Below are 23803 nucleotides of genomic sequence, written 5' to 3' on the forward strand. Positions count from 1 at the left end.
CTATGAGGGTGTGCTTGGTTGGACTGACAATTTGTTGAAACCACCAAGCACACCCGTTTTTTCTTACACACTCAATGCTTACCAATTCCTACAGTTACTGCTGACCCAATAATCTCTTATAATGATAAGCAGTAAATTTTAAAATTTGATCGATCGAGGACGAGCTAGATGGCGAGTGTCACGTTAAAAAACGTTTATAAATCATATGGTGATGTACAGATTTCTAAGGACGTAAACTTAGAGATCAACGAAGGTGAGTTTGTAGTATTCGTTGGACCATCAGGTTGTGGTAAATCGACACTATTGCGCTGTATCGCAGGTCTAGAAGATATCACTTCAGGTGATTTGTACATTGGCGACGAGCGTATGAACGACGTTGAGCCATCTAAGCGCGGCGTGGGCATGGTATTCCAATCTTACGCTCTATACCCTCACCTAAACCTATACGACAACATGTCTTTCGGTCTTAAGCTAGCGAAAGCAGACAAGGCTGAGATCGACAAACGTGTTGAACATGCTGCTGAAATCCTACAGCTAGGTCATCTGCTAGAGCGTCAACCAAAAGCGCTTTCTGGTGGTCAACGTCAACGTGTTGCTATCGGTCGTACTCTGGTTTCTCAACCAAACGTATTCCTGCTGGATGAGCCTCTATCTAACCTAGATGCGGCACTACGTGTTCAAATGCGTTCTCAAATCACTAAGCTACAACGTCAGCTTGGTTGTACCATGATTTACGTAACGCACGACCAAGTAGAAGCAATGACGATGGCAGACAAAATCGTTGTTCTTGATGGCGGTTACGTATCTCAAGTCGGTAAGCCTCTTGACCTATACCACTACCCTCAAAACCGCTTCGTAGCAGGCTTCATCGGTTCACCTAAGATGAACTTCATGTCTGTTCACATTGAAGCAGTAGAGTCTGAGCGTGTAATGGTTCAACTTTCAAACGGCATGACTTTCTGGGTTCCAGTAGATGGCACGACAGTTAACGTTGGTGACCGTATGTCACTGGGTGTTCGTCCTGAGCACTTGCTGTCTGCAGAAAACGGCGACGCAACCATCGAAGGCGACGTGATGATTGTTGAGAAACTAGGTAACGAAACTCAGGTTTACTTAAACCTAGAGAGTGCAGATGCTGACGTTATCTTCCGTCAACCAGATACATTAGACGTTGAAGTAGGCGACAAACTTGCTATCGGTATCCCAGCACACCGTTGTCACCTATTCCATAGCGACGGTAAAGCATGTCGTCGTCTATACGTAGAAAAAGGTACAGAGTAAGCCTCGACTATAGATTCAAGCTCTGTTTCTAAGAATAAATTGCCCTATCAAAATCCCTCCTCGTGAGGGATTTTTTGTCTCAAAGGCAGGGTGAATTGATACCAACTAGATGGCCAACATGAGTAACCTATAATACCAATCGTAGTAAATAACTGCTCGCCCTAGCTTGTTAAAATGCTCGATAACTGCGTTAGAATTTTTGATTGTAGAATAACTACTTATCGAAAAATCTTGCCTTGTTCTCAAGCCTTTTTTCTGCGCTATTTCTGAGCATTTACTTACTGTGATTGGTATAAGGCGGTTCTACTCCCCTACTCCAAACCATCTAAAAGCCCTGTCAGCCCCTACAAAAAAGGCCCAGCACTCGCTAGACCTTTGTCATTCTTTAGAGGGTTGCCCCGGCACCGACCAGATTAATGGATTGGTGTGTTCTTTTGGTTGAACTTACCGAAGTGCTCTTCTAGTACTTCTGGTGTCAGTTTACCTTCCGCTTCTAGACGCTTAAGCTCAGCAACAACGGCTTTTTGCTCTTCTAGTGACGGTAGCTTCACTTCTGGCTCGTCGCCCATCTCTTGAGACATAAGCTCAAGTTCTTTTTCAAAATCGCTCATGATTTTTTCTTACCTAAACATTAATACTAAGACAATTTTACTCATTTCTAAGCAATGATGCTAGGAGCTTTGGCCTTACCCCAAAAACTAAGGTAAGGCCGATGCGCAAATCAATATTTTAAAACTATAAGCTTAAAGCTTAAATGAGCCAACCATCTTATCAAGACGAGAAGAGAGCGAACGTAACTCTTGGCTTGCATCAGCCAGTTGTTCAGCTGTACCCGTCGTTACTTCGTTAATCGCGTTGATCTCTTCGATGTTCTGGTTGATGGTGTGAACTACTGTCGATTGCTCTTCAGTCGCTGTCGCCACCTGAGTATTACGGTCGGTGATGTCTAGGATTCGATCTGAGATGCCACCTAACACTTCAACCGCCTCATCAGAAGCTGTTACACCTTCCATCGTAATGATCTTGCCAGCACTCATTGCGGTCACCGCGTCTTTCGCATCGCTCTGCAGCTGGTTGATCATCTTTTGAATCTCTTCCGTTGAATCTGCAGTGCGGCTTGCTAGGTTACGAACCTCATCCGCTACGACAGCAAAACCACGACCTTGCTCACCAGCACGCGCCGCTTCAATCGCCGCGTTAAGAGCCAATAAGTTAGTCTGCTCAGAGATATCACGAATCACACCAAGAATAGAGCCGATGTCTTGAGTGGTTGACGCTAGCTGCTCGATCACCTGACCTGTGCTCTCAATGTCTTGAGCCAGTCGGCTGATTGCATCTTTCGCTTTGTTCACCACTTCACGACCGACTTCAGTGTTGTCTGAGGCGTGAGTCGCTGTTTCTGCAGCCGTTGCCGCATTAGACGCGATCTCGCTGATGGTCATACCCATCTGGTTGATTGCCGCTACCACTTGAATGGTTTGGTCACGCTGCTCTTGGCTGTTGTCATGCGTAATGTGGGCTTTGCTTGATACGCTTTCCGCCGCGACTTGAAGCGCTTGGCTGGTTTCGCATACCTCTTTCATCGATAAGTGAATCTTTTCGATGAAGCCATTAAAGCCTGCAGATAGCTGTGCAATCTCGTCGTTACCTTTTACTTCGATACGCTGCGATAGGTCGCCATCGCCTTTACCTAGGTCAGTAAAGCGCTCAGAGAGAAGTTTAATTGGCTTGGTGATGCTGTTCGCCAATAAGAAGCCCATAAAGATGAACACTAGAGCAACAATCACCGTCATGATCAGCATCTTTTGTGCGGTTGCATCAAGTTCTGCAAACACTTCAGACGTTGGAACCACACCGATTACGAACCAATCCATTGACGAAACATACAAGCTTGCAACAAACAGTTCTTGGCCTTGGAACTCTGTCGTGATCAGGTTAAAGCCTGATTTGTTCAACAACTGGCTTGCTTGCGCGCCATATAGTTGTTGTAGAGATGAATCACTGCGCGCTCTGTCACGGTGAATCTGTACATCACCTTGGCTGTTGGTTAAAAAGACAAAACCAGTATTCTCAATCTTGAAGCTGTTTAACAAGTTAACCATGTCATCCATGGACTTAGACAAACCAGACATCGCTTTGCCAGCAGGTTGCTGATAGTTCGCGAACATCTTCACTTCGCCGTTCGCTTCTTGGAACATGCTTACCATGGTCGGTTGACCAGATTGAGTAAAACCAAAGAACCAGCCATCTTGCTGCTGGTTAAGCTGGCGTAGGAAGCCATTTTGGTTCCAGTAGTAAGCCGTTTCACGGTTTGCTACCGAGGCATCATTCAACTGGTATTGATTGCGAACGTTGTTGAGCTGCTTGACTAACTTGGCTTCAACTTCAGGATCGCGATAGGTTGATTCAATCGCATCAGCAATAAACTCATTCGACGCAACTTGTTCAGCTGCAAGTAGCAGTTGCGATACTTCACGGTCGATTTCGCCATTGATGCGCTCGAGTAAGCCTGGAAGCTCGATATCTATCAAACGGTGGCTTAGTACGTCTCTAGCTTGGCGCTGGGCCATTGCACCAACGATGACCGTTGACGCTAGTACCGCAAATGTGATTCCGGCAACCACTTTCTGCTTAATACTCATTGAATTTAAATTGAACATCTCTCTACACCTAAATTGGGCAAGTAAAATTGTAACTCACTTATTATCGGCCAATTATTCATAAGCTTTAGCGTATGGCAACACTAAAACCATAAATCTCGATGACCTTTAAGCAAACGTTTGGAACGGCAAACATTGCTACCAATATGCGTGTAAATGTTAGTAAAAGACGAGAAAACGATGCGTTCTTCTGCCTAAAAAATATTAATTATTTTGATTATTGTCACTGAATTGAAGATAAAACCATCAATCAAAATCAGTTCTTTGTTAGTTCTTAACATTCTGCGGAACTTTTGGCTAGATTTTCTAACCAAGTAGCTAATACACTGTGATTACACAGAAAATTCCTATTTCAATACAAGATACTCCGAGACAACGTCATGCATTCAAACGCCTTCAACACGCTGAAAACTTATCTAGAGGCTCAAATCATTGGACAAGAGGAGCTGGTTAAACAGCTAATGGTTGCGCTGCTCGCCGATGGTCACATTTTGGTTGAAGGGCCACCGGGCTTGGCAAAAACTCGCGCCGTTAAATCGCTTGCAGATTGCGTAGAAGGTGACTTCCACCGTATTCAATTTACGCCGGACTTATTGCCTGCCGATCTAACCGGAACGGATATCTTCCGCCCTGAGACGGGGGACTTTACCTTTCAGGCGGGGCCAATTTTTAACTCTTTGATTCTTGCCGATGAGATCAACCGAGCGCCCGCGAAGGTACAAGCTGCAATGCTAGAGGCAATGGCAGAAAAACAAGTGACAGCCGGACGCAAGACTTATCCACTGCCAAAGCTTTTTCTCGTCATGGCGACGCAAAACCCGATTGAGCAGGAAGGCACCTACCCGTTGCCAGAAGCACAGCTCGACCGTTTTCTACTGCACCTTGATGTCGCTTACCCAGATATGGAAAGTGAACTAGCAATACTTCGCTTAAATCGAGGTGAGGCTCAAGGCCAAGCACTCGAGCAGCCAGAACCAATGCCGCAACAAGCTGTATTTGAAGCGAGACAAGAAGTGTTGAATGTGCACATGGCTGAGAGCATTGAGCAATATATTGTGAGACTGGTTATGGCGACTCGTCAGCCAGAGAAATACAGCCCACAGCTCGCTCAATGGTTAGAGATGGGGGTTAGCCCTCGTGCCACTATTGCGCTTGATCGCTGCGCGCGTGCTCACGCATGGTTGTCGGGCCGTGACTATGTCACTCCTGAAGACGTACAAACGATGGCCTTCCCAGTGCTGCGTCACCGTTTATTACGTAGCTACCACGCACAAGCTGAAGGTATCACCCCAAATCAGGTGATCACTCATCTTATCTCTCTTGTTGGCAGCGCGTAGTTTTTAGCATGAATCAGCAACTCCCTCGGCACAGTAACGGTGTGTTACTCAGCTTAGATGAACTTTTGCAATATAAAGCTCAAGCGATTCGTTGGCTGCCACCCGCAAAAAGCCTTTGGTCCCAGCTCAACGGCCAACATGAAAGTCGTAGTAAAGGTAGAGGCATGAACTTTTCAGAAGTTCGTCAATACCAAGCTGGCGATGACATTCGCAGTATTGATTGGCGCGTCACGGCTCGTACTGGCAAGCCACATACTAAGATATTTTCTGAAGAGCGAGAGCAACCTGTCATCCTCTACTTGGATATGTCGAATAGCATGATGTTTGGGTCGACTCTATTGTTAAAGTCGGTTCAGCTTGCTCATCTAACCAGCCAACTCTGCTGGCTGACGATTGCTGGTAAAGACCGTATAGGTGCAGTTATCGATGACGGCCAAACGCTAACTGAGATCAAACCAAGCTCTAGCCACCACGCACCATTACGTATCTTGCAGCAGTTGATTGCGATTAATAACCAGTCGGTGCAATCGACTAGGCTTCCTTGTCAGACGGATTTTTCAATGGCACTCAAGTCATTGAACCGACTCAGTCCTAAAGGCAGCGACATTATTTTCTTAAGCGACTTCAATCGTTATAAAGATAGTGACTACTCACTACTAAATCAGATGCGTCAACACAACAGAATCCGTTTTGTTCACTTCTATGACCCTTTAGAGCAAGGCAACACCAGTTTTAAAGGCATGAAACATGTCAGCGATGGTGAGCGAACTCAATGGTTTAACTTCTCTTCAAAAGCGGAGAAGAACAAGCTAAAGACCGCCTTCGAAGAGCATCAACAACAGATCAAAGACCTCTGCTTACGTCTTGCTATTCCCCATAGTTCAATCACCAGCGCAGAGCCTTTGATGAAGCAAATTTCTGGGGGTAAGCATGACGCCTAAATTAGACCTCAGCCCCGTTATTGCTCCCGAAGCACCACATTGGTGGCCACTCGCTTGGGGTTGGTGGTGCCTTGCTATTGCCGTCATCGCACTCGCTGTGATTGGTCGAATGCTTTACAAAAAATATAAGCAGGAGCGCAAGGTTCAAAACATCGCTCTAACCAAACTGACGGAGAACCCTGAGCTTTCACCCGCAGAGGCGCTCGCAACAGTTCGCCAAGCGGCAATGAGCTACTTCCCTCGAGAAGCGATCGCCTCTTTGCAGGGAGAACAGTGGTATCAATTTCTTGATGCGCAGATAAAGTCACCTCGTTTTGTTGACCATAGCGAGGCGTGGCAGCGAACTCTATATCAGAGCGAGCAGGCTCCAATCGATCCCTCAACACGCGACATGCTAATCGATGATTGCATCTATTGGGTTCGCCATGCATTGCCACCGAAGAGAGTTCAATTATGAGTAGTTTATTGAATATTGAATTTGTGTGGTGGTGGATGTTTTTGCTGTTGCCGTTACCACTGCTTGTACTTCGTTTGGCACCAGCCGCCAAGCCAACAGACACACTGACACTGCCTTTTTTACCTAGCAACACCAAGGGTAAAGCGCCTAGCACTCGCCTACCTAAAGTTCTAGCCTCGTTGATATGGCTGATGTTAATCACGGCCAGTGCCAGACCCGTCTGGTTCGGCGAGCCGGTTGAGTTTCAACCTAAGCACCGTGATTTGATGTTGGTGGTAGACCTCTCTTACTCAATGAGCCAAGAGGATATGGCGTTTAATGGCGAGTACATCGACCGTTTATCGGCAGTAAAACGTGTGCTCAGTGACTTCATCGATAAACGCAAAGGAGATCGCGTCGGACTCGTACTGTTTGCCGATCACGCGTATCTACAAACGCCACTCACGCTCGACAAAAACACACTCAGCCAGCAGCTTAATCAAGCGGTGTTGAGGCTCATCGGCACTCAAACAGCGATTGGCGACGGCATTGGCCTTGCCACTAAAACCTTTGTCGACAGTGATGCACCACAGCGTGTGATGATCTTGCTCAGTGATGGCAGTAATACCGCTGGCGTTCTCGATCCGCTTGAAGCGGCTGATATTGCCAAGAAGTTCGACACCACTATTTACACCGTTGGCGTGGGCGCTGGCGAAATGGTGGTCAAAGAGTTTTTTATGTCGCGTAAGGTGAATACTGCCGAAGACCTAGATGAGCGAACATTAATGGACATAGCAGAACGAACCGGGGGCCAATACTTCCGAGCTCGCGACAGCCAAGATTTGGCGACTATCTATGACACGATTAATAGTTTAGAGCCAATATCAGGCGCAACTAAGGTATGGCATCCACAGCAAGAGTGGTTCCACTGGCCGCTTACAGTTGCTGTCGCTTTATCACTGATTTTGTTAGTCATTAGGAGAAACAATGTCTAACTTTACCTTTATCTATCCAGCTTGGTTGCTCGCTTTGTTTGCGCTGCCTGTGATTTTGATGCTATCGCGCCGTAACCAAAAGCAAGGATTACTCGCGCCACACATCGCGCAGTACTTAGACCCGGCGAAAGCAACCAATTCGCGCAGCAAGTTATCCCTTTTCTCTGTTTGGTGGATCATCACCATCATCGCGCTAGCGGGCCCAAGTTTCAGTACCAGCGAACGCCCAAGCTTTGAAAAAACGCAAGCACGAGTTTTGATCATGGATATGTCAATGTCGATGTATGCCACCGACGTGAAACCTAACCGATTAACCCAAGCTCGTTACAAAGCGTTGGATCTATTTTCTCAATGGCGTGAAGGAGTAACAGGCATGGTGGCTTACGCGGGTGACGCTTATACTGTCAGCCCTCTTACGACCGACAGCGCGACCATCGCAAACCTTGTCCCTAACTTGTCGCCAGATATTATGCCTTATCAAGGTGCTGATGCAGCCAAGGCGGTCGAACGAAGTATCGAGATGCTACAACGTGCCAATGTCTCTCAGGGAGATCTGATATTGATCGCTGATGACATCGACGACAATGAGAAAGGAGCGATCAATGACCTACTTTCTGGTACACCTTGGCGCTTGTCAGTTTTAGCCGTTGGTACTCGAGCTGGTTCACCGATCACGATGAGCAATGGTTCCATGCTCACTCAAGATTCAGGCCAAACGGTAATCGCCAAAAGCGACATCAGTAACATGCGTTCAATCAGCCAGTCCAACCAAGGTGCGTTTGCTTTGGTACAAGCTGACAACTCAGACATAGAGACAATTACCCAGTTTATTGAATCTCATAGCCTAACCGCTGAAGTTGAGAAGACGACACAAGGTGTCACTAGCCGCGTTAATCACGGCTTTTGGCTACTGCCGTTAATTCTACTTCCTGCGTTAGGGCTATTCCGACCGGGCGTGATTTGGAGCGTACTAGGCTTTGCGTTATTGGCTACTCAACCAAACCCAGCATTCGCGAGCCCTTGGTTCACCGATGATCAAATAGCCCATCAATACTATGAACAAGGCGACTTTGAGCAGGCAGCAAAGCTGTTTACTGATCCGGAATGGAAAGGTGTCGCTCAATATCAAGCAGGGCAATATCAAGAGGCCGAAAACACACTCTCTGCTCTAGATACGGAACGTGCTCGCTACAACCATGCCAATGCGCTCGCACAACAAGGTAAGTTCGGGCCCGCTATCGACGAGTACAAGCGCATCCTTGAGAACAACCCTAACCACGCCTTTGCTAAAAGCAACCTAGAGATTCTGGAGCAACAGCAACAGCAACAGCAACAGCAACAGCAACAGCAACAGCAACAGCAACAGCAACAGCAACAGCAACAGCAACAGCAACAGCAACAGCAAGATGGTGATCAGAACCAACCTCAAGATCAAGCGAACCAGCAAGGTCAGCAAGGTCAGCAAGGTCAGCAAGCAGAAAATGACCAAAGCCAGGATAGTTCGTCAAGCTCCCAAGGCCAGTCACAACCATCGGCTTCTGATTCAAGTGGAGAACGACCTCAGCAATCGGCAAACCAAAGCCAACAGCAAAATGACAACAGTGGTGACGGCCAAACATCATCATCTGAACAAGAACTATCACAGACAAGCGGCAGCAATGCTAACCAAACTCAAGCTGGCGAGGGGGATGAAAAACAAGGCTCAACTGCCTCGGCTACTCCCACTTCAGCCCAGCAACAAGAGTCTGATTCCGAAGGTTCGCCGCAAATGGCACATGCTCAACCCTCAGAAGCCTCGCAAGACCCAGACCGTAAAAAACTTGAGCAAGTCGAGAGTGTACGCGACCCAAGTCGCCTGCTTCGAGCTCAAATGATGTTACAAGCGCAAGAACAAGGCGCTCCAAATAACCAATCGAAAAAGTGGTAACCATGCAACGTATTCATACACCATTTTTAACGCTGCTGTTCGCGCTCATCATAAGTATTTTCAGTAGCCATACCGCCTATGCAGCGACAGCCGTTGCTAGTGTTAGCGAGAACCAAGTTACTAAAGACGAAGTATTTCTATTAAGAGTTTCAACCGATGAAAAAGTCAGCTCAGACGCATTAGATCTAACTGCGCTTGAAAATGACTTTTACATTGGCAGGCCAAACTTTGGCTCTTCGATTCGCATCATCAATGGTAGCCGCACCGTTTCAAGCGAATGGACCATCACCCTAGCACCACTGCGACTGGGTAAGTTAACCATTCCAGCCTTTGATATCGAAGGGACGCAGACTCAACCGATTGAAATCAATGTCGCTCAAAACAAAGCCGCACCGACACAAGATCAGATGGCTGAGTTCAAACTCGACCTGAACAGAGATTCGCTCTATGTCGGTGAGGTGGCGATTTTAGATGTGAAACTGATCATCAAGGCGGACCCAAGACGCTTGCAAGATCCGCGCATTGATCCCCCGAGTTCTTCGAGCCTAAAGGTTGAACCTATTGGTGAATCAAAACAGTACCAAGATGTATACCACGGCAAAGAGGTGACTGTTGTTCAGCAGAGCTTTGAGATATCGTCAGATACTGCGGGTAAGTTTAAGTTGCGCGGGCCAAAATTGACAGGTGCGGTTGTCTACTCTGCTAACAACTCAAACAAGACACGTCTGTTCCAGCTCGACACGCCAGTTCAAACGCTGCCAGTCGAGGTATTAGCCATTCCGGGCGATGCACAAGGTGATTGGTTGCCAACGGCTGACTTAAACGTCAATCAAGTATGGAGCATTAACGATACTAGGCTTACTCGCTCCCCAGAACAATTAGATCTAGAAGCAGGTGATGCCTTAACACGTACCATTACTGTGAGTGCTAAGGGCATTAAAGCTCATCAGTTGCCAAGTGTTAATGTTCAGTACCCAAATAGCGTACGTGTTTATGAAGAGAAACCTCAGTTTGGCAAAACTGACTCTGGAGACAATCTTGTCGTCTATAAACAGGTATTGATTCCAAAATCAGCAGGTACGATTGAGCTCCCGGGGCTGGAACAAGCTTGGTTTAACACTGAAACCAAACAGAAAGCCACCAGCCAAATTAAAGGGCTAACCTTAAACGTCACTGGTAATAACGATGCGCCAGTGCAGGCTCCAACATCAACAGATAAGCCAAATAACGTTGAAGTAGTAACAACTTACCAACCAGGTATTTGGCCTTACCTAACCGCGCTTTTTGCCTTATTGTGGCTAATCACTTCTGTATTTGCCTTAAGCCTATGGCGTAAAAAAGGTTCAACGAGCACAGTGACACCGAAAGTCGTCGGCAAAGATGAGACCCAAGCTGAGCTTATCGACGCGATTCAGAGAAAAGATGCCCTGATGGCGAGCGCCAAACTCAGTCAGTGGCAACAAGAGAATCCAGATCTTCCACAGCAGCACCTTGATACTGTGAAGCAAGAAATCGACACACTCAACCAGCACTTATTTGGTCCGCAATCGGATGACGGGGCTGGCTGGTCACCAAATTCAGCCATCGAAGCAATTAATGTAGCCAACCGCAACCGTACGATAAAAACAAATGACCAACTTACGGCTTTATAGCTTGTCGTTAGAAGCTTAAAACACAAAAACTAATAAGCCCCTGAGTTCGAGAGAGAACTCAGGGGCTTTTTTATCCGGTCATCTAATTTAATAGGCCAGCGCTTGGCTAATAAAATGTCGCCTCTATCTGGCTGTTTTCAAATGCTGAGACCACGCGATTACGTCCGCGATCTTTAGCTTGATACAGCGCCTTATCTGCCATGTCATAGAGTAAGTCGAAGTCAAGACAATCCAAGCTCGCACTCAACGAGGCAAAACCCACTGAGGCTGTTAGATAGTCGCTGGTTGAACTCTCACTATGCGGGATCTGCGCTTCTTCAATACAACGTCTGATACTGTCGGCACGCTGCTTGGTTTCACTATCACAAGTATCCACCATCAATAGCATAAATTCTTCGCCACCAATGCGGCAGAAGGTGTCATTCTCATGCAGAATATGGTCGTTTAGAATTTTTCCAACCGAACGCAGCGCAGAGTCACCTTCCGTATGACCATAAACACTGTTGTATAAACCGAAATGATCTAAGTCGAGCAAGATCAATCCAAAAACGACCTTCTCATTCGGTCTGCTTGGTTCGAAGTGGGTTGAATTCAGGTTCTCCAATACCTGTGCCAACATACGGCGATTGCCGAGGCGCGTCAGAGGATCCAACTTGGAGATAACATCCAGTTGCTCATTAGCCAATTGCAGCTCTAAGGTGCGTTTTTTCACCTCTTCCTCTAGCCTTTCATTGAGCTCCTTAAGCTCTTCCTGCGCCATAGTTCTTTGCAGCACTTCAGCCAAGCTCGATGCAAAGATGCGTATTACCTCTCGAAGCTGAGAAGTTAATGAACTGCGCGTTAATAAGTTATCAGCAGCAATAAAGGCAATCGGCACACCAGTATTACTGGTCAGTAGTGTCATCGCCGTCCAGCCCACCCCGACGATATTGTAGTCATGGTAGATAGGCACAGACTCTTCAAAAGCGACTTCGTTAGGGCGCGACCTTGCTGCTGCTACAATGTCACGTTCAACCAAGTCAGAGTGATAGTAAGACTCATCGACAATATTACCTTGGATATCGGTACCCCAAGTCCCCTGCATGTAGGAGCACTCTTTATCGGTTAAGAACACGGCTAATCGATCAATACCAAGATGTTGAATGGCGAAGCTTACCGCCGATTTGCACACCGCACTGACGTTGTCACAGCGTGATAGTTCGACCATGCTGGAGTGCAACATACGAATGTTCTGCTCTTGGCGTTTGCGAATGTAGATCTGAGACAATAGCGAGCCAAAAGACTCCAACATCTGTTTTTGATAACCGGTTATTGGGGCGCGATTAATGTAGTTATCCATCGCTATCCAGCCAACAGGCTTATCCCCTTCCCTCAAGATCAGCATTCCATTCCAACCCTGCCCCACCACTTGGCCTGCGGTATAAAGCGGGGCTTGTTCGATGATAACCAAATTGGTGTGGTCGTCAGAAAGCGCCTCTATGTATTCACTTTCCAACTGATGGAGATCGTACTGAGTATGGTGTTCGCTGTTGGTCTTTCCATGCTCATCGGTACCGTAAGTGCCACTAAAGCAGCGCTTCTTCATATCAAGCAACATGAAGATTGCGCGATCAAACCCGAGACGATCTCTAACCGCTTCAACCGACGCTTTATAGAGCGCATCTAACGAATCTGGGTTAGAAAGATCTAACGCGACCTGATGCACTAGCTTCATGTTCTCAACGAACTGCTCTCTGAGGTTAATCTCATCAAGGTACTGCGCTTCACGTGTGTCTCTATTCTTTATTTCAATTGCGGCATTTTTTTCAGCACGTATACATTGCCACCTCGCTGCCGCCAACTGCAGCACATCAACCCCATCACGGAAGGTTTGATTCACTCTTTCAGCAGCGCAGTTCTGAATAATGAGATAGGTTCGACAACTCGGACAGTTGTCTAGCATCAAGATAAAAGACTCACCACCGAGGGCATCGAAATGATCCCAATTACAGGTATTGATCGCCATAGGCAAAACGCCATCAGCGGTATCAAATTGAGAAACCCAAGTCCAAAAAGTCGCTGGGTAATTGTTTAGACTCGCCAGTTCACCACACTGATACATGGGTGTGCGATTAGAGAGAGAGGCTGGCTCGACAAAAATGCCAATACCATGTGGATCCAATAGATGAGATAGGTATTCGAACAGAGAATCAGCCAAAAGACGGTGGTCGCGAGTGGAAGATATTTGTTTTGCAAAGGCTTTTACTGGCACGACGTTCCATCCAATGGTTGTAAGAGTGTAGCAAAAATACCTAAGCCTTAATATGCAATCAATCGAAGACAAAATGAGATGTTAAGCGACTCGCAATTTCCTATTTTCCTTTATCACAAGCTTGAGAAGCGCTACAAAAATGGGATTTTCTACCCAAAATTTCGTCGACAAAATAGCTTTCTTCTATACACAAAAAAGCCCCACGAATCAGTGGGGCAAAAGTCCATCGCTTATTATTGTAGTGATATGCCAGTATATTAAGCGCGGTGATGGCAAAGGTTAAAATTAACCAAAATCACCATTTACGTAACCCTTAGTACGGTCGTCTTTCGGGTCACTGAAAATAACTTGAGTGTCATCGTGCTCAACCAATTCACCCATTAGGAAGAATGCAGTTCGGTCTGAGATACGACGAGCTTGTTGCATTGAGTGCGTTACGATAACGATGGTGTAGTTCTTCTTCAGATCTTCCATCAGCTCTTCGATCTTGTGTGTCGCGATTGGATCAAGTGCCGATGTAGGTTCATCCATCAAGATAACGTCTGGTTCCATCGCGATAGTACGAGCAATACATAGACGTTGTTGCTGACCACCAGACAGACCAAATGCGTGCGATTTCAAACGATCTTTCACCTCATCCCAAAGTGCTGCACCACGTAGTGAGCGTTCTACTACTTCATCAATATGCTTCTTATCTTTGATACCTTGAGCTCGTAGACCGTATGCCACGTTCTCGTAGATGCTCATTGGGAATGGGTTTGGCTTTTGGAAAACCATACCAACACGGATACGTAGGTCTGCCACATCGATGTCACCATAGATGTTCGTGCCATCCATATCCAGCTTACCCTTAATCGTTACGCCTTCGATTAGGTCGTTCATGCGGTTCAGGCAGCGTAGCAGTGTAGATTTACCACAACCTGATGGACCAATCAGAGCCGTTACTTGGCGCGTTGGGATTGGCAGGTTGATAGATTTAAGTGCTTGGTTTTCGCCGTAAAACAGATCTAGGTTTTCAATATCAAATTTGTTCATGTTCTTAATCTCTAAATTCTTAAATTCGTGTCTAACTTGATGCTTTGTCAGTGGGCTCTCCTTAGAGCCCTGTACTATGGGCATTTCTCTTTCTATGCCCGGGAGTCGTTAGTACGTTGCTGTGTTAAAGCGTCTTGCAATTAGTTTTGTGACCATGTTGATCAGAAGAACAAGCACAATCAGGACTGTCGCTGTACCGTAAGCTTGGTTCCACTCATCGATAGTGAATAGCTCGGTGGTTAGCTTATATAAGTGAACCGTTAGTGTTCGACCGGAATCCATTAGAGACTCTGGAATACGCGCCACCATACCTGCTGTTAAGAAAACAGGCGCTGATTCACCGATTACACGACCAATACTAAGAATGACCGAAGTTAAGATACCTGGCATCGCGCTAGGCAAGATTAAGCGCCAGATAGTGTAGATTTTTGAAGCGCCAAGGCCGTAAGAACCTTCGCGGTATGTTTGTGGTACCGCCATCAATGCTTCTTCTGTAGTACGGATGATTACAGGAAGAATCAGGATACTTAGTGTTAGGGCGCCCGATAGAATCGAGAAACCAAGACCAAGAATCGATACGAAGAAAGTCATACCAAACAGACCAAAGATGATCGATGGAATACCCGCTAGTGATTCAGTACAGAATCGAATGACTTTCACTAAACGGCTACCCACTTTCGCGTATTCCGTTAAGTAGATTGCCGTCATGATGCCCAATGGTGCTGCCACCGCAATCGATGCGATAACCATGTAGATGGTTGCAACGATCATTGGGAAGATACCGTGTTCAGTACCCGTACGTGTGTAATTATCCGTAATGAAATTCCAATCTACGTGCTGTAGGCCGTTAGAAAGGATGTACCAGATGATCCAAAATAGGAAACCGACTGTGACAGCCGCTGCTGCCCAAATAAAGGCATTCAAGATATTGTCTTTATTCTGGCGAGACTGCTTTAATTTTACACGATCCATTTTTTCCACCTTCCGCTTACTTTGCTTTTTCGCGGTTTAGATAAAGTAGAGCACCATTTAGCATCATGATGAACACTAGAAGTACCACACCCGTTGCGTACAGAGCGTTAGCATGAACACCACTTGCGTATGACATTTCAATCGCGATGTTTGCTGTTAGTGTACGAGCTGAGTCTAAAATGCCTTCAGGCATCGCTGGGGCGTTACCCATAACCATGATGATTGCCATGGTTTCACCAAGTGCACGACCGATACCCAGAATCACACCTGTCATAATGCCCGAACGAGCAGCAGGAACGAGAAGTTTGAAGATGGTAAAGATCTTAGAAGCACCAAGTGCTAGAGAGCCTTCTTTGTAGGTACGAGGTACCGCACGAATTGAAGTCTCAGATACTGTGATAACGGTTGGTAGAATCATGATACCCAGAACAATGATACCCGCTAGGATAGTGTTACCCGCTGGTACTGAGAAGATGTTCTGAATCATTGGAACAATAATGACAAGGCCAAAGAAGCCGTATACCACTGAAGGAATACCTGCCAAAAGCTCAACTGCTGGACGGATAATGTCAGCAAGGCGCTTTGGTGCGATTTCAGCGATAAAGATAGCAGTTAAAACACCAACGGGTACACCTACTACAACCGCGCCTAATGTTGAAACGATAGAAGCAACAATCATGGTTGCAACACCGAATAGCGCTGGTGGTAGCCAATCTACACCGAGAACGATGCCAGAGACGCCAGCCTCTTGAAATGCAGGAATACTCTCTGCAACGATAAAATAAGCGATTACTGCCAGTGAAACGATGCCGATTACAGCACTCGTTAAGAATAAACCGTGGAAAATGCGTTCTTTCCAGTCGATACGCTTTTTAGTACGTAGGCTCGGCTTACTAACTTGTGTAGCTTCAGTATTCATAAGCTTTTCACTATGTGCGATGGTCATATTTAAAATCTCATGCTTTGTGGACGACAAAGCTGAAAGAAAAGGCTCAGCCTAAAGGCAGGCTGAGCAATAATTAAAGTCTTGATTAAATTCAGATTAGTTTACAGTGATGTAACCTTTCTTAGCTGAGATAGCTTGAGCTTCGTCAGCTACCATCCAGTCTAGGAACTTCTGAGTTTCAGAAGATGGCGCGCCATCTTTGTAAAGAACTAGGAAAGGACGAGCTACTTTGTAAGAACCGTTCTTAACGTTATCAACTGTTGCTGCTGCGCCGTCGATAGTTAGAGCTTGAACAGAGTTGTCTACAGTACCTAGAGAGATGTAGCCGATTGCGTATGGGTTGCTTGCTACAGATACCTTAAGAGCACCGTTACCGTTAGCAACTTGAGCGCGTTGAGAGATTGCTGATACTTTCTTGTCACCAATCTTTTTCTTAAGCTTTAGGATGTCTTCGAATGCACCACGTGTACCAGAAGCTGTATCACGAGTGATTGCTACGATAGGCTTGTCAGCACCGCCAACGTCTTTCCAGTTAGAGATCTCGCCTTTGTAGATTGCTGTAATTTGGTCTGCTGTTAGTGCAGATACTTCGTTGCTTGGGTTAACTACAACCGCGATACCGTCACGAGCGATAACTAGCTCTTTTAGGTCAGCTGTTTTTTCTTCAGCTTTCAAGTCACGAGAAGAGATACCTAGGTCAGCACTTCCATTTTTTGCTGCTTTGATGCCTGCAGATGAGCCAGGAGCTTGAATCTCGATGAAAACATTTTCACCTTTATTCATGTATGTTTCTGCAAAAACTTCAACCAGTGGAGAAGCACTGTTAGAGCCAACTACAGAGATAGTTTCTTTAGCTGAAGCTGTATTCACTGTTAGTGCGCCTAGTAGTGCCATTGCACCGATAACTGTCTTTTTCATCACAATTTCCTTAAGTGGCGTTATTGCCGTTGTGTTTTACTTGAACGGTGCTCACTTTAAGTTTCGAATATGACAGTTGTGTTTCAGTAAATTGAAGCCTATATGACAACTGCAATTTTTGTATTTCTATTCCTCCCACCTTCTAGAGTGACTTTGCTAACTCTTTGTTCCACAAGACTCTTTTTATTTATAAATTCGTAAATTAATCCTACATATCTTTATTTCATTTCTGTAATATGTCGCACGACTCACAATAACTATCAATATAAGTGAGTAATCAATCAGCATATTAATTACTAAATGTAATTCAACATGGCTCGCACATAACAAAATGTAATCTTTTATTGATTGAAGTATCAGTCTCATTAGTTAGAATTCAGTTTCAAATATAACAAATAAGAACAATTCTCAATTACGCATTACCAAGAGGACCTATTCATGCGCCAGTTACTCAATGGCTTATCCATTAAAATGCAAGTTTTACTCCCCGTACTTTTCTCCGTCGTTCTACTGCTCGCCGGAGTCATTATAGGAGGAGAGAAGCTTGAAGAGGCTTTCCAAGACGTTTCTACAGCAACAGACAACCTGATTGTCCATAAAGAAGAACTGAGCGACATCGTCGACAATAGCTATGGTATGCGTATTAAAGCTATTTACAGTCTGTTTAATCCAGAAGACATTCGGACTTTAATGGATGTCCTCAATCAGAAATTCCAAGCCAACAACCAACTACTTAACTCTTTAAGCACCGTTGATGGATTGCAAAATGAAGTGGCAGACCTTCGTAAAGCGATGACGCATTATGTCGACTTCTCTCAACATACCATGCTCCCTCTTTTGAAAATCAAGCACAGTAATGGTTTCCCGCCGAACAACTTTGAGTCTCAATACCAAACCGCCATTGTTCAATATCGAAACGCTGGTAATGCAATGGTAAAAGCGATCAATGACCTATCTAAAAAGCTCAACCACATTGCTCTACAAGAGGTTGAGACAAACGGTGCGAAACATGACACTACGTTAACTTCAGCGAAGATCGGTCTTATCGTCATTCTATCTATCGCTCTGATCATCAGCTGGACTCTGGCAGGTGTGATCGTTAAACCTATCCGTGAGCTTCAAAAAACCATGCGTGAAGTTGCTAAAGGCAACCTATTGGTGAAAGCAAAGGCTGAAGGCGACAACGAGATCACTCACCTTGCTCAAGACGTAAACCAAACCGTTGACCAACTTCGTGAAACCGTCGGTTCATTGTCTCGCATCAGTATTGAGGTGGCGTCAGCTTCGACAGAGCTTGCTGCAGTAATGACTCAATCTAGCGTCAACTCTGATCAAGAAAAGCAAGAAGTGGAACAAGTAGCCTCGGCAATTAACCAACTGGAATCGACGGCAACAGAAGTTTCAAGCAACGCTCAACAAGCTGACAATGCTTCAAGCCAAGCTAGCCAACTCACAACGCAAAGCTTAAACATGTTTGAAGAGAGCACCCGTGCAAGTGAAAAGATGGCTGACCAACTAAACAAAGCAGCAGACGTTGTGACTTCCCTTAAGGATCAATCAGAACAGATTGGTAAAGTCATCGAAGTAATCGAAAGTATCTCTGAGCAAACTAACCTACTGGCACTAAACGCAGCGATTGAAGCGGCTCGTGCAGGTGAAAGCGGCCGTGGTTTTGCAGTAGTAGCAGATGAGGTTCGTATGCTTGCAGCTCGAACTCAAGAGTCGACTAAAGAGATCCAGACCATTATTGAAGAGCTACAGACTCAATCTGGCCAAGCGAATGAGAGCATGCACTCAAGCCTCGCTATGCTTGAAGATAACCAAGTATTAGCAACAAAGGTAAGCGGCTCTTTAAGTGACATCAACAACGCGATTGCTGACCTAAATAGCATCAACACTCAGGTGGCAACAGCCTCTGAAGAGCAGAAACAGGTTACTTCAGACATCAACAATAACCTGAGCACCATTTACGAACTAGTAAGCCAAAATGTAACTGGCATTACTCAATCGGCAGCTGCTGCTCATGAACTGTCTGGTCTATCGGAAAGACAAAAGCAGGCACTGAATTACTTTAAGGTGTAGACAATAGAGAAATGTTTACATAAAAAAGCACCGCCATATTGGCGGTGCTTTTACATTAAGTTCAGTTTACTTGTCTTCATCGGTTACCAGTAAAACAGAAAATGCATTGGAAGATTCCAGAGGGTTCCAGTTGTATACTTCACCATTCACGGAATCGAATACCATTACATTAGCGCCATCACCATTCGGTGTGTTACTCCAAATGTAACCAGCATAGTCACCCAATTCTAACTCATAGCCACTTGCGAATGCAGTGCCGTTCAGGGCTGGTCCGTAACATGCTCGCTCGGTCAGTGCCACAAGCTCCTTAATGTTCGGCAGTCGCCAGTTCTTTTTACCGCCAAAATCATGTAATGCATGATTGCCATCTTCATCACGAATCTGTTTTGCAGTAAGAAGCGCACTCTGCCATGTCACTTTATCAGCTGAACCAGTACATGCTTCACTAGTCTTGTCCCAAGTTGTACCTACCGGGCAACGCATCCAAGTTAGACCCGTTTTAAGGTCTGTCACTATACCAGCATCAGAGTAGGTGTATCGTGTGTTAGGTGCAGATTTAGAAAAATCAACAGAACACTCTTGAGCAGCAAAAGCCGTTTGAGAAACTAACGCTAGAGATAATACGGAAATTAGTTTTTTCATCTTACTGTCCTTTAACTGCAACTAGACGAATTGGAAATTGGTATGAAGTACCGCTATCACGCTCAACTTTATCAGAGTAGATCTCAACAAAACTAACATAGCCGCGATCCGCACCTTTAGTTGCGATTACAGCGAACTGAATCCCGCCATCGTAGTTATAAGCTGAGTAGTTCACATGGCTAAAGTCATCCAGCCAAACTGCACCTGTTCCAACGTCAGGACTTCCTAGACCTTGTTGAGGGAAGTACGCGTAGTTCAAACCATAAACATTGTCGTCAGCATCTTTCTCGGTCTCGCCTAGATCCAAGACATCGTAAAACTCTTGATAAGTAGGTAAGCGCCAATCACTAACGCCACATAGAGATTGCTGGTTAATGTGTAATGCATATTCGCTTGTTGAACAGATGTTGTCGCCCGCGGCAACACAACCAACAACAGCTACATCCTCGTAGTATGGTTCAAAGGTATCTGACTCATAGACAAACGTACGGTCCTTAAACTGTACTGAGTTAGTATCGGCACTCTTGTTTTCCCAAATAAGTCCCGTTCTCTCATCTAAAGTACAAGACCATTCAGTTGCATCCGCCGCTAGTGTTGCACCTTTGTCATCAAGCTTCACGAACTTGAAACCAGCACCCGTTGCTGTTTGAAGGTCATCTTTATCAAATCCATACTCGGCATCCTGACCTGGGAAATCGGTCTGAGCGTCTGCAACATCGCTAGCACCATCGGCAAAGTACAGTACTGCACCTGTGTCGTTCGAACCTGATGTTTGAGCAGCAACAAGAGATAGCTCTTGAGTAAATGCCGTAGTTTCAGCCGCTGATAGTAAACCTGAAACAAGAGATTTATTTTCGTAACTCAACTTCTTAGCAACTAGAGCGACACCTTGAGTCATTTCTTCTACTTTCATCTCAGTAAGTAGCGCAGTGGTATTCTGCTCAAGGTTGGTTAGCTCATTTACCGTTGGATCAGACATCACTGTTCCGGTTAGCGAGACACCCGCACTTGTTACTTGTTCTTTGACCATTTCATCGGCTTGGGCGACCGTTTCACCATCAATAACCAGACTAGCAACCAAAGTAGTAACTGCATTAATAGAGTTACCCGATGCTAAACCTTGGCCCGGAGCGGCAATACGCAGTGTTTTGCTCGAACCAGCATCGACTTCCGCAAGAATAGTGCTATTCAAAATGTTTTTGTCTGTCGAAGTCAGCGTAAATTGACCTGTATTGTCACTTTTCGCACTTGGTTCGTTACTATCACATGCGAAGTTTTGGTTTAAATCAATACAAACAGGAGTATCAAGCAGGGAACCTTGGGAACGAATAGTACCAGCAACATCGTAAGTTGGCGCCGCTGCTGCGTCACTACCAGAGCTACCGCCACAGCCAGCAAGGGCAAGCGATACAGCAATGAAAGAATATTGTAACTTCATAGATTTATCTTCTTTTAATTAATAGTTTGTGGCTTATCGAGAGCGAATCACTCTCACCATTGATAGCATTAGCAGGACAATCAAACCCAAAGGTGAACCACTACCACCTGAGCTACCGCTACTGCTTTCATTAGTGGCATCAGCGTTACACTGATATCGAGCAAAGTGACTCACACCCCACTCTTTCAAGACCCCAGAATTTCCTGAAACACGATCAGAAACTTCAAGGCGCCAAGTTCCCCAGCTCGGTTCACCGACAAGTTCTTTTAACTCGTCGTCATATTGAGCTGTGAAATAACCTTTAAAACCATTACTGCTGCTTGATTGGTGATTAAGTAGCACCACCGACTTGCCTTGAGGAGACACCAATTTGACATGCAGATCGTCAAGCGAGGCATGTTCAATATTCAGATAGACAGCAAAGGTGTCATCGATCTTTGCTTCTTTGTCCGATAAGGTTTGAACATAAATTTTGTCACCCTGCGCTGGAAGCGTTGAGTTTGACGCGGTTGGCTGTGTGGTTAACTTTGGAAGACCATTAACCAACTTAGTGCTGCTTACCCACTGGTGCGTTTTTAGCTCTGCACCAAATTGATAGTCTAGTGAGATTTCAGAATCGAATTGCACGCCACAAGCCAAGTTAGAAGGTAATGAAACGCTCATACTTGATGAATCAGACACAGTTTGATCAATGTCGAAAACCGACTCATTATTCAGTCGCCATTGACCTTTCACCGTGGCTTGGCGACCATTTTGTGCCAAATGAACAGTGACATCATCGCCTTCACTGATATAGCGTTTATCATGACGAACCACAAAAGGAGGCTTCAATAAGTTATGTTGATTGAAGCTATCAGTAAGAAATTGAGCATACTCTTTGTCTGGAAACAGTGCGTTAGCAGCAAATACCGTCGACTCAGCGAGATCATGCATTTTTACGCCACGACCGACACCATAAAGTCCTTCAACAACAATGGCGTCGAACTCGCGAAAAACGCTATCTGTGCCATCACCATAACGCTCTATAGCAGCTTTTAAAGCTTGGAAAAGCGGAGTTGACCAAAGCTCGTCACCCAGCTCCCCTCCCACACTCACGTGGGCAGGGTATTCTGCTCGTTCAAAGTAGCGCGCGCGCTGATTCCACAAACTACGAGTAGTGCGGCGAACACCAAACAAACCATCCCAGTTAAACACGGTATCCAGTTCGAATTCTTGTCCACGGCGAGACGCGTCTAAGTACTGGGTACGATAGCTCGCACTACCAGCCCAATAGTCACCGACACCTTCGCCGATAGCACCAGTATGACCGTAAGCCCAATCCGGTACGGCTTGGTAATGAATACCGTGTCCAAGTTCGTGTAAGACAACATCTGAATCAACAGCATCTGGTGAAGCGCCGCCGATACCAAAAGTGACCACCCTCGGACCGTAATAGTATGATGAGTTATCTAGAGATAACCCTCTTCCATCAAAGCGCAACGGGTCGTCAAACAATTGATATGACAAACTTTCTAGATATTTCAAAGACGTATCAAGGTGATAGAAAGCCATAATCTGCGGAAAAGCATCATCACCAAAACGCACATTTTCAATGGCTTCAACGCTATCGAACGATTGAACACCTTCTGGACTCAAGAAACCGGAAGTATCTCGAACCGGTTCTCCTCCATCAGAGGGCACAGTGATCAAGGCTGTAATATCAACCTGGTTCAGCCTTGAATTAGACAGATAATAGTTACCACCGGATTGCAGAACCTCAATAGACTTAGTTACATATTCGATTGGTTGGGGGTATTCTGAAACCAATGACCAAGTCGATGCAGGCGCTTCCTGTTGCTGCATGGTTCTTAAATCGGGATCAAATAGATATACATCGACATTCACCAAGTTCCCCGAGTTCAGTGCTGGAGGCGCATCCGCTTCAAGAGAGCGCGGCGCTTCTAATTCAGCAGCAACAGTAGGTACACCCGATCTTAATATCGTATCTTCAAAACTTTTAAACACGCGCACGATGCGCTGTGTCTTATCGGTGGTTACAACAACTGTACGTTGCGGCTGATATTCACCGTTGACCCAAACATTAAAATTGAAATGCTCGCCTAACTGCGACTCTGTTTTGTAACGAAAGACAAAATCGCCAAACTCAGAGTAATTGGAGTCGAGGTAGCTTTTGACTGCCGCTTGATCGTTAAGTACAACGTTAGCTGAAGGGTAGTCCCACTCAGCAGCCTGAACGATCGGAGCGCATGCGAGAACAAGTGATATTGCTAATGGCTTAAGTTTCATGATG

General features: G+C 45.6%; 18 protein-coding genes. 8 read left to right on the plus strand and 10 right to left on the minus strand.

What is annotated here, in order from left to right; translation table 11 throughout:
* Positions 1 to 168: 168 nt before the first annotated feature.
* Complete coding sequence (gene malK / locus FIV04_RS17175; RefSeq protein WP_150869967.1) at positions 169 to 1281, plus strand: maltose/maltodextrin ABC transporter ATP-binding protein MalK; 1113 nt, start codon at positions 169 to 171, stop codon at positions 1279 to 1281.
* Between the two features lie 413 nt (positions 1282 to 1694).
* Here malK and FIV04_RS17180 read toward each other — a convergent pair whose 3' ends face one another.
* Entirely contained in the window at positions 1695 to 1892 is a 198-nt protein-coding gene (locus tag FIV04_RS17180) for a hypothetical protein (protein WP_032550492.1), read from the minus strand.
* A 132-nt stretch (positions 1893 to 2024) separates the two neighbouring features.
* A complete protein-coding gene (locus tag FIV04_RS17185; RefSeq protein WP_152469861.1) occupies positions 2025 to 3941 on the minus strand; it encodes a methyl-accepting chemotaxis protein in 1917 nt (638 codons plus the stop codon).
* A 380-nt stretch (positions 3942 to 4321) separates the two neighbouring features.
* On the opposite strand from FIV04_RS17185, the gene FIV04_RS17190 reads away from it, so the two are divergent.
* From FIV04_RS17190 to FIV04_RS17215, 6 genes are read left to right on the plus strand one after another with little or no spacing between them, the layout of a single operon-like run.
* On the plus strand, positions 4322 to 5278 hold the full coding sequence (locus FIV04_RS17190; protein WP_152469862.1) for a MoxR family ATPase: 957 nt from the start codon (positions 4322 to 4324) through the stop codon (positions 5276 to 5278).
* An 8-nt stretch (positions 5279 to 5286) separates the two neighbouring features.
* Positions 5287 to 6219: a DUF58 domain-containing protein gene (locus tag FIV04_RS17195; RefSeq protein WP_152469863.1), complete on the plus strand. Its 933-nt coding sequence runs from the start codon at positions 5287 to 5289 to the stop codon at positions 6217 to 6219.
* Positions 6209 to 6676: a DUF4381 domain-containing protein gene (locus FIV04_RS17200; RefSeq protein WP_152469864.1), complete on the plus strand. Its 468-nt coding sequence runs from the start codon at positions 6209 to 6211 to the stop codon at positions 6674 to 6676. Before FIV04_RS17195 ends, FIV04_RS17200 begins: the two co-directional genes overlap by 11 nt.
* Entirely contained in the window at positions 6673 to 7650 is a 978-nt protein-coding gene (locus FIV04_RS17205) for a VWA domain-containing protein (RefSeq protein WP_152469865.1), read from the plus strand. The genes FIV04_RS17200 and FIV04_RS17205 overlap by 4 nt, the downstream gene beginning before the upstream one ends.
* Positions 7643 to 9577, plus strand: coding sequence for a VWA domain-containing protein (locus FIV04_RS17210; RefSeq protein ID WP_152469866.1), 1935 nt, complete (start codon positions 7643 to 7645; stop codon positions 9575 to 9577). The genes FIV04_RS17205 and FIV04_RS17210 overlap by 8 nt, the downstream gene beginning before the upstream one ends.
* 2 nt (positions 9578 to 9579) lie before the next feature.
* Positions 9580 to 11229, plus strand: coding sequence for a BatD family protein (locus tag FIV04_RS17215; RefSeq protein WP_152469867.1), 1650 nt, complete (start codon positions 9580 to 9582; stop codon positions 11227 to 11229).
* A 106-nt stretch (positions 11230 to 11335) separates the two neighbouring features.
* On the opposite strand, the gene FIV04_RS17220 is transcribed toward FIV04_RS17215, so the two are convergent.
* From FIV04_RS17220 to FIV04_RS17240, 5 genes are all read right to left on the minus strand, one after another.
* On the minus strand, positions 11336 to 13480 hold the full coding sequence (locus FIV04_RS17220; RefSeq protein ID WP_152469868.1) for a GGDEF domain-containing protein: 2145 nt from the start codon (positions 13478 to 13480) through the stop codon (positions 11336 to 11338).
* A 285-nt stretch (positions 13481 to 13765) separates the two neighbouring features.
* Positions 13766 to 14515, minus strand: a complete 750-nt coding sequence (gene pstB / locus FIV04_RS17225) for a phosphate ABC transporter ATP-binding protein PstB (protein ID WP_032550501.1) — start codon at positions 14513 to 14515, stop codon at positions 13766 to 13768.
* 108 nt (positions 14516 to 14623) lie between these two features.
* Entirely contained in the window at positions 14624 to 15487 is an 864-nt protein-coding gene (pstA, locus tag FIV04_RS17230) for a phosphate ABC transporter permease PstA (protein ID WP_032550502.1), read from the minus strand.
* 16 nt (positions 15488 to 15503) lie between these two features.
* Complete coding sequence (pstC, locus tag FIV04_RS17235) at positions 15504 to 16433, minus strand: phosphate ABC transporter permease subunit PstC (RefSeq protein ID WP_032550503.1); 930 nt, start codon at positions 16431 to 16433, stop codon at positions 15504 to 15506.
* Positions 16434 to 16529: 96 nt separating this feature from the next.
* Positions 16530 to 17351 (minus strand): phosphate ABC transporter substrate-binding protein, encoded by an 822-nt coding sequence (locus tag FIV04_RS17240; protein WP_152469869.1) that lies wholly within the window; start codon positions 17349 to 17351, stop codon positions 16530 to 16532.
* A 438-nt stretch (positions 17352 to 17789) separates the two neighbouring features.
* Here FIV04_RS17240 and FIV04_RS17245 point away from each other — a divergent pair, with 438 nt between their 5' ends.
* On the plus strand, positions 17790 to 19433 hold the full coding sequence (locus FIV04_RS17245) for a methyl-accepting chemotaxis protein (RefSeq protein ID WP_152469870.1): 1644 nt from the start codon (positions 17790 to 17792) through the stop codon (positions 19431 to 19433).
* 66 nt (positions 19434 to 19499) lie between these two features.
* Here FIV04_RS17245 and FIV04_RS17250 read toward each other — a convergent pair whose 3' ends face one another.
* From FIV04_RS17250 to FIV04_RS17260, 3 genes are read right to left on the minus strand one after another with little or no spacing between them, the layout of a single operon-like run.
* Positions 19500 to 20075, minus strand: a complete 576-nt coding sequence (locus FIV04_RS17250) for a DUF1566 domain-containing protein (protein WP_152469871.1) — start codon at positions 20073 to 20075, stop codon at positions 19500 to 19502.
* A 1-nt stretch (position 20076) separates the two neighbouring features.
* Positions 20077 to 21513 carry a DUF1566 domain-containing protein gene (locus FIV04_RS17255; RefSeq protein ID WP_152469872.1) on the minus strand — a complete coding sequence of 479 codons (1437 nt, stop codon included), beginning with the start codon at positions 21511 to 21513 and terminating at the stop codon, positions 20077 to 20079.
* 33 nt (positions 21514 to 21546) lie between these two features.
* A complete protein-coding gene (locus tag FIV04_RS17260; protein ID WP_152469873.1) occupies positions 21547 to 23799 on the minus strand; it encodes a proprotein convertase P-domain-containing protein in 2253 nt (750 codons plus the stop codon).
* Between the last annotated feature and the right edge of the window lie 4 nt (positions 23800 to 23803).

The sequence above is a fragment of the Vibrio sp. THAF190c genome (assembly GCF_009363355.1).
Taxonomy (GTDB): Bacteria; Pseudomonadota; Gammaproteobacteria; order Enterobacterales; family Vibrionaceae; genus Vibrio; species Vibrio fortis_A.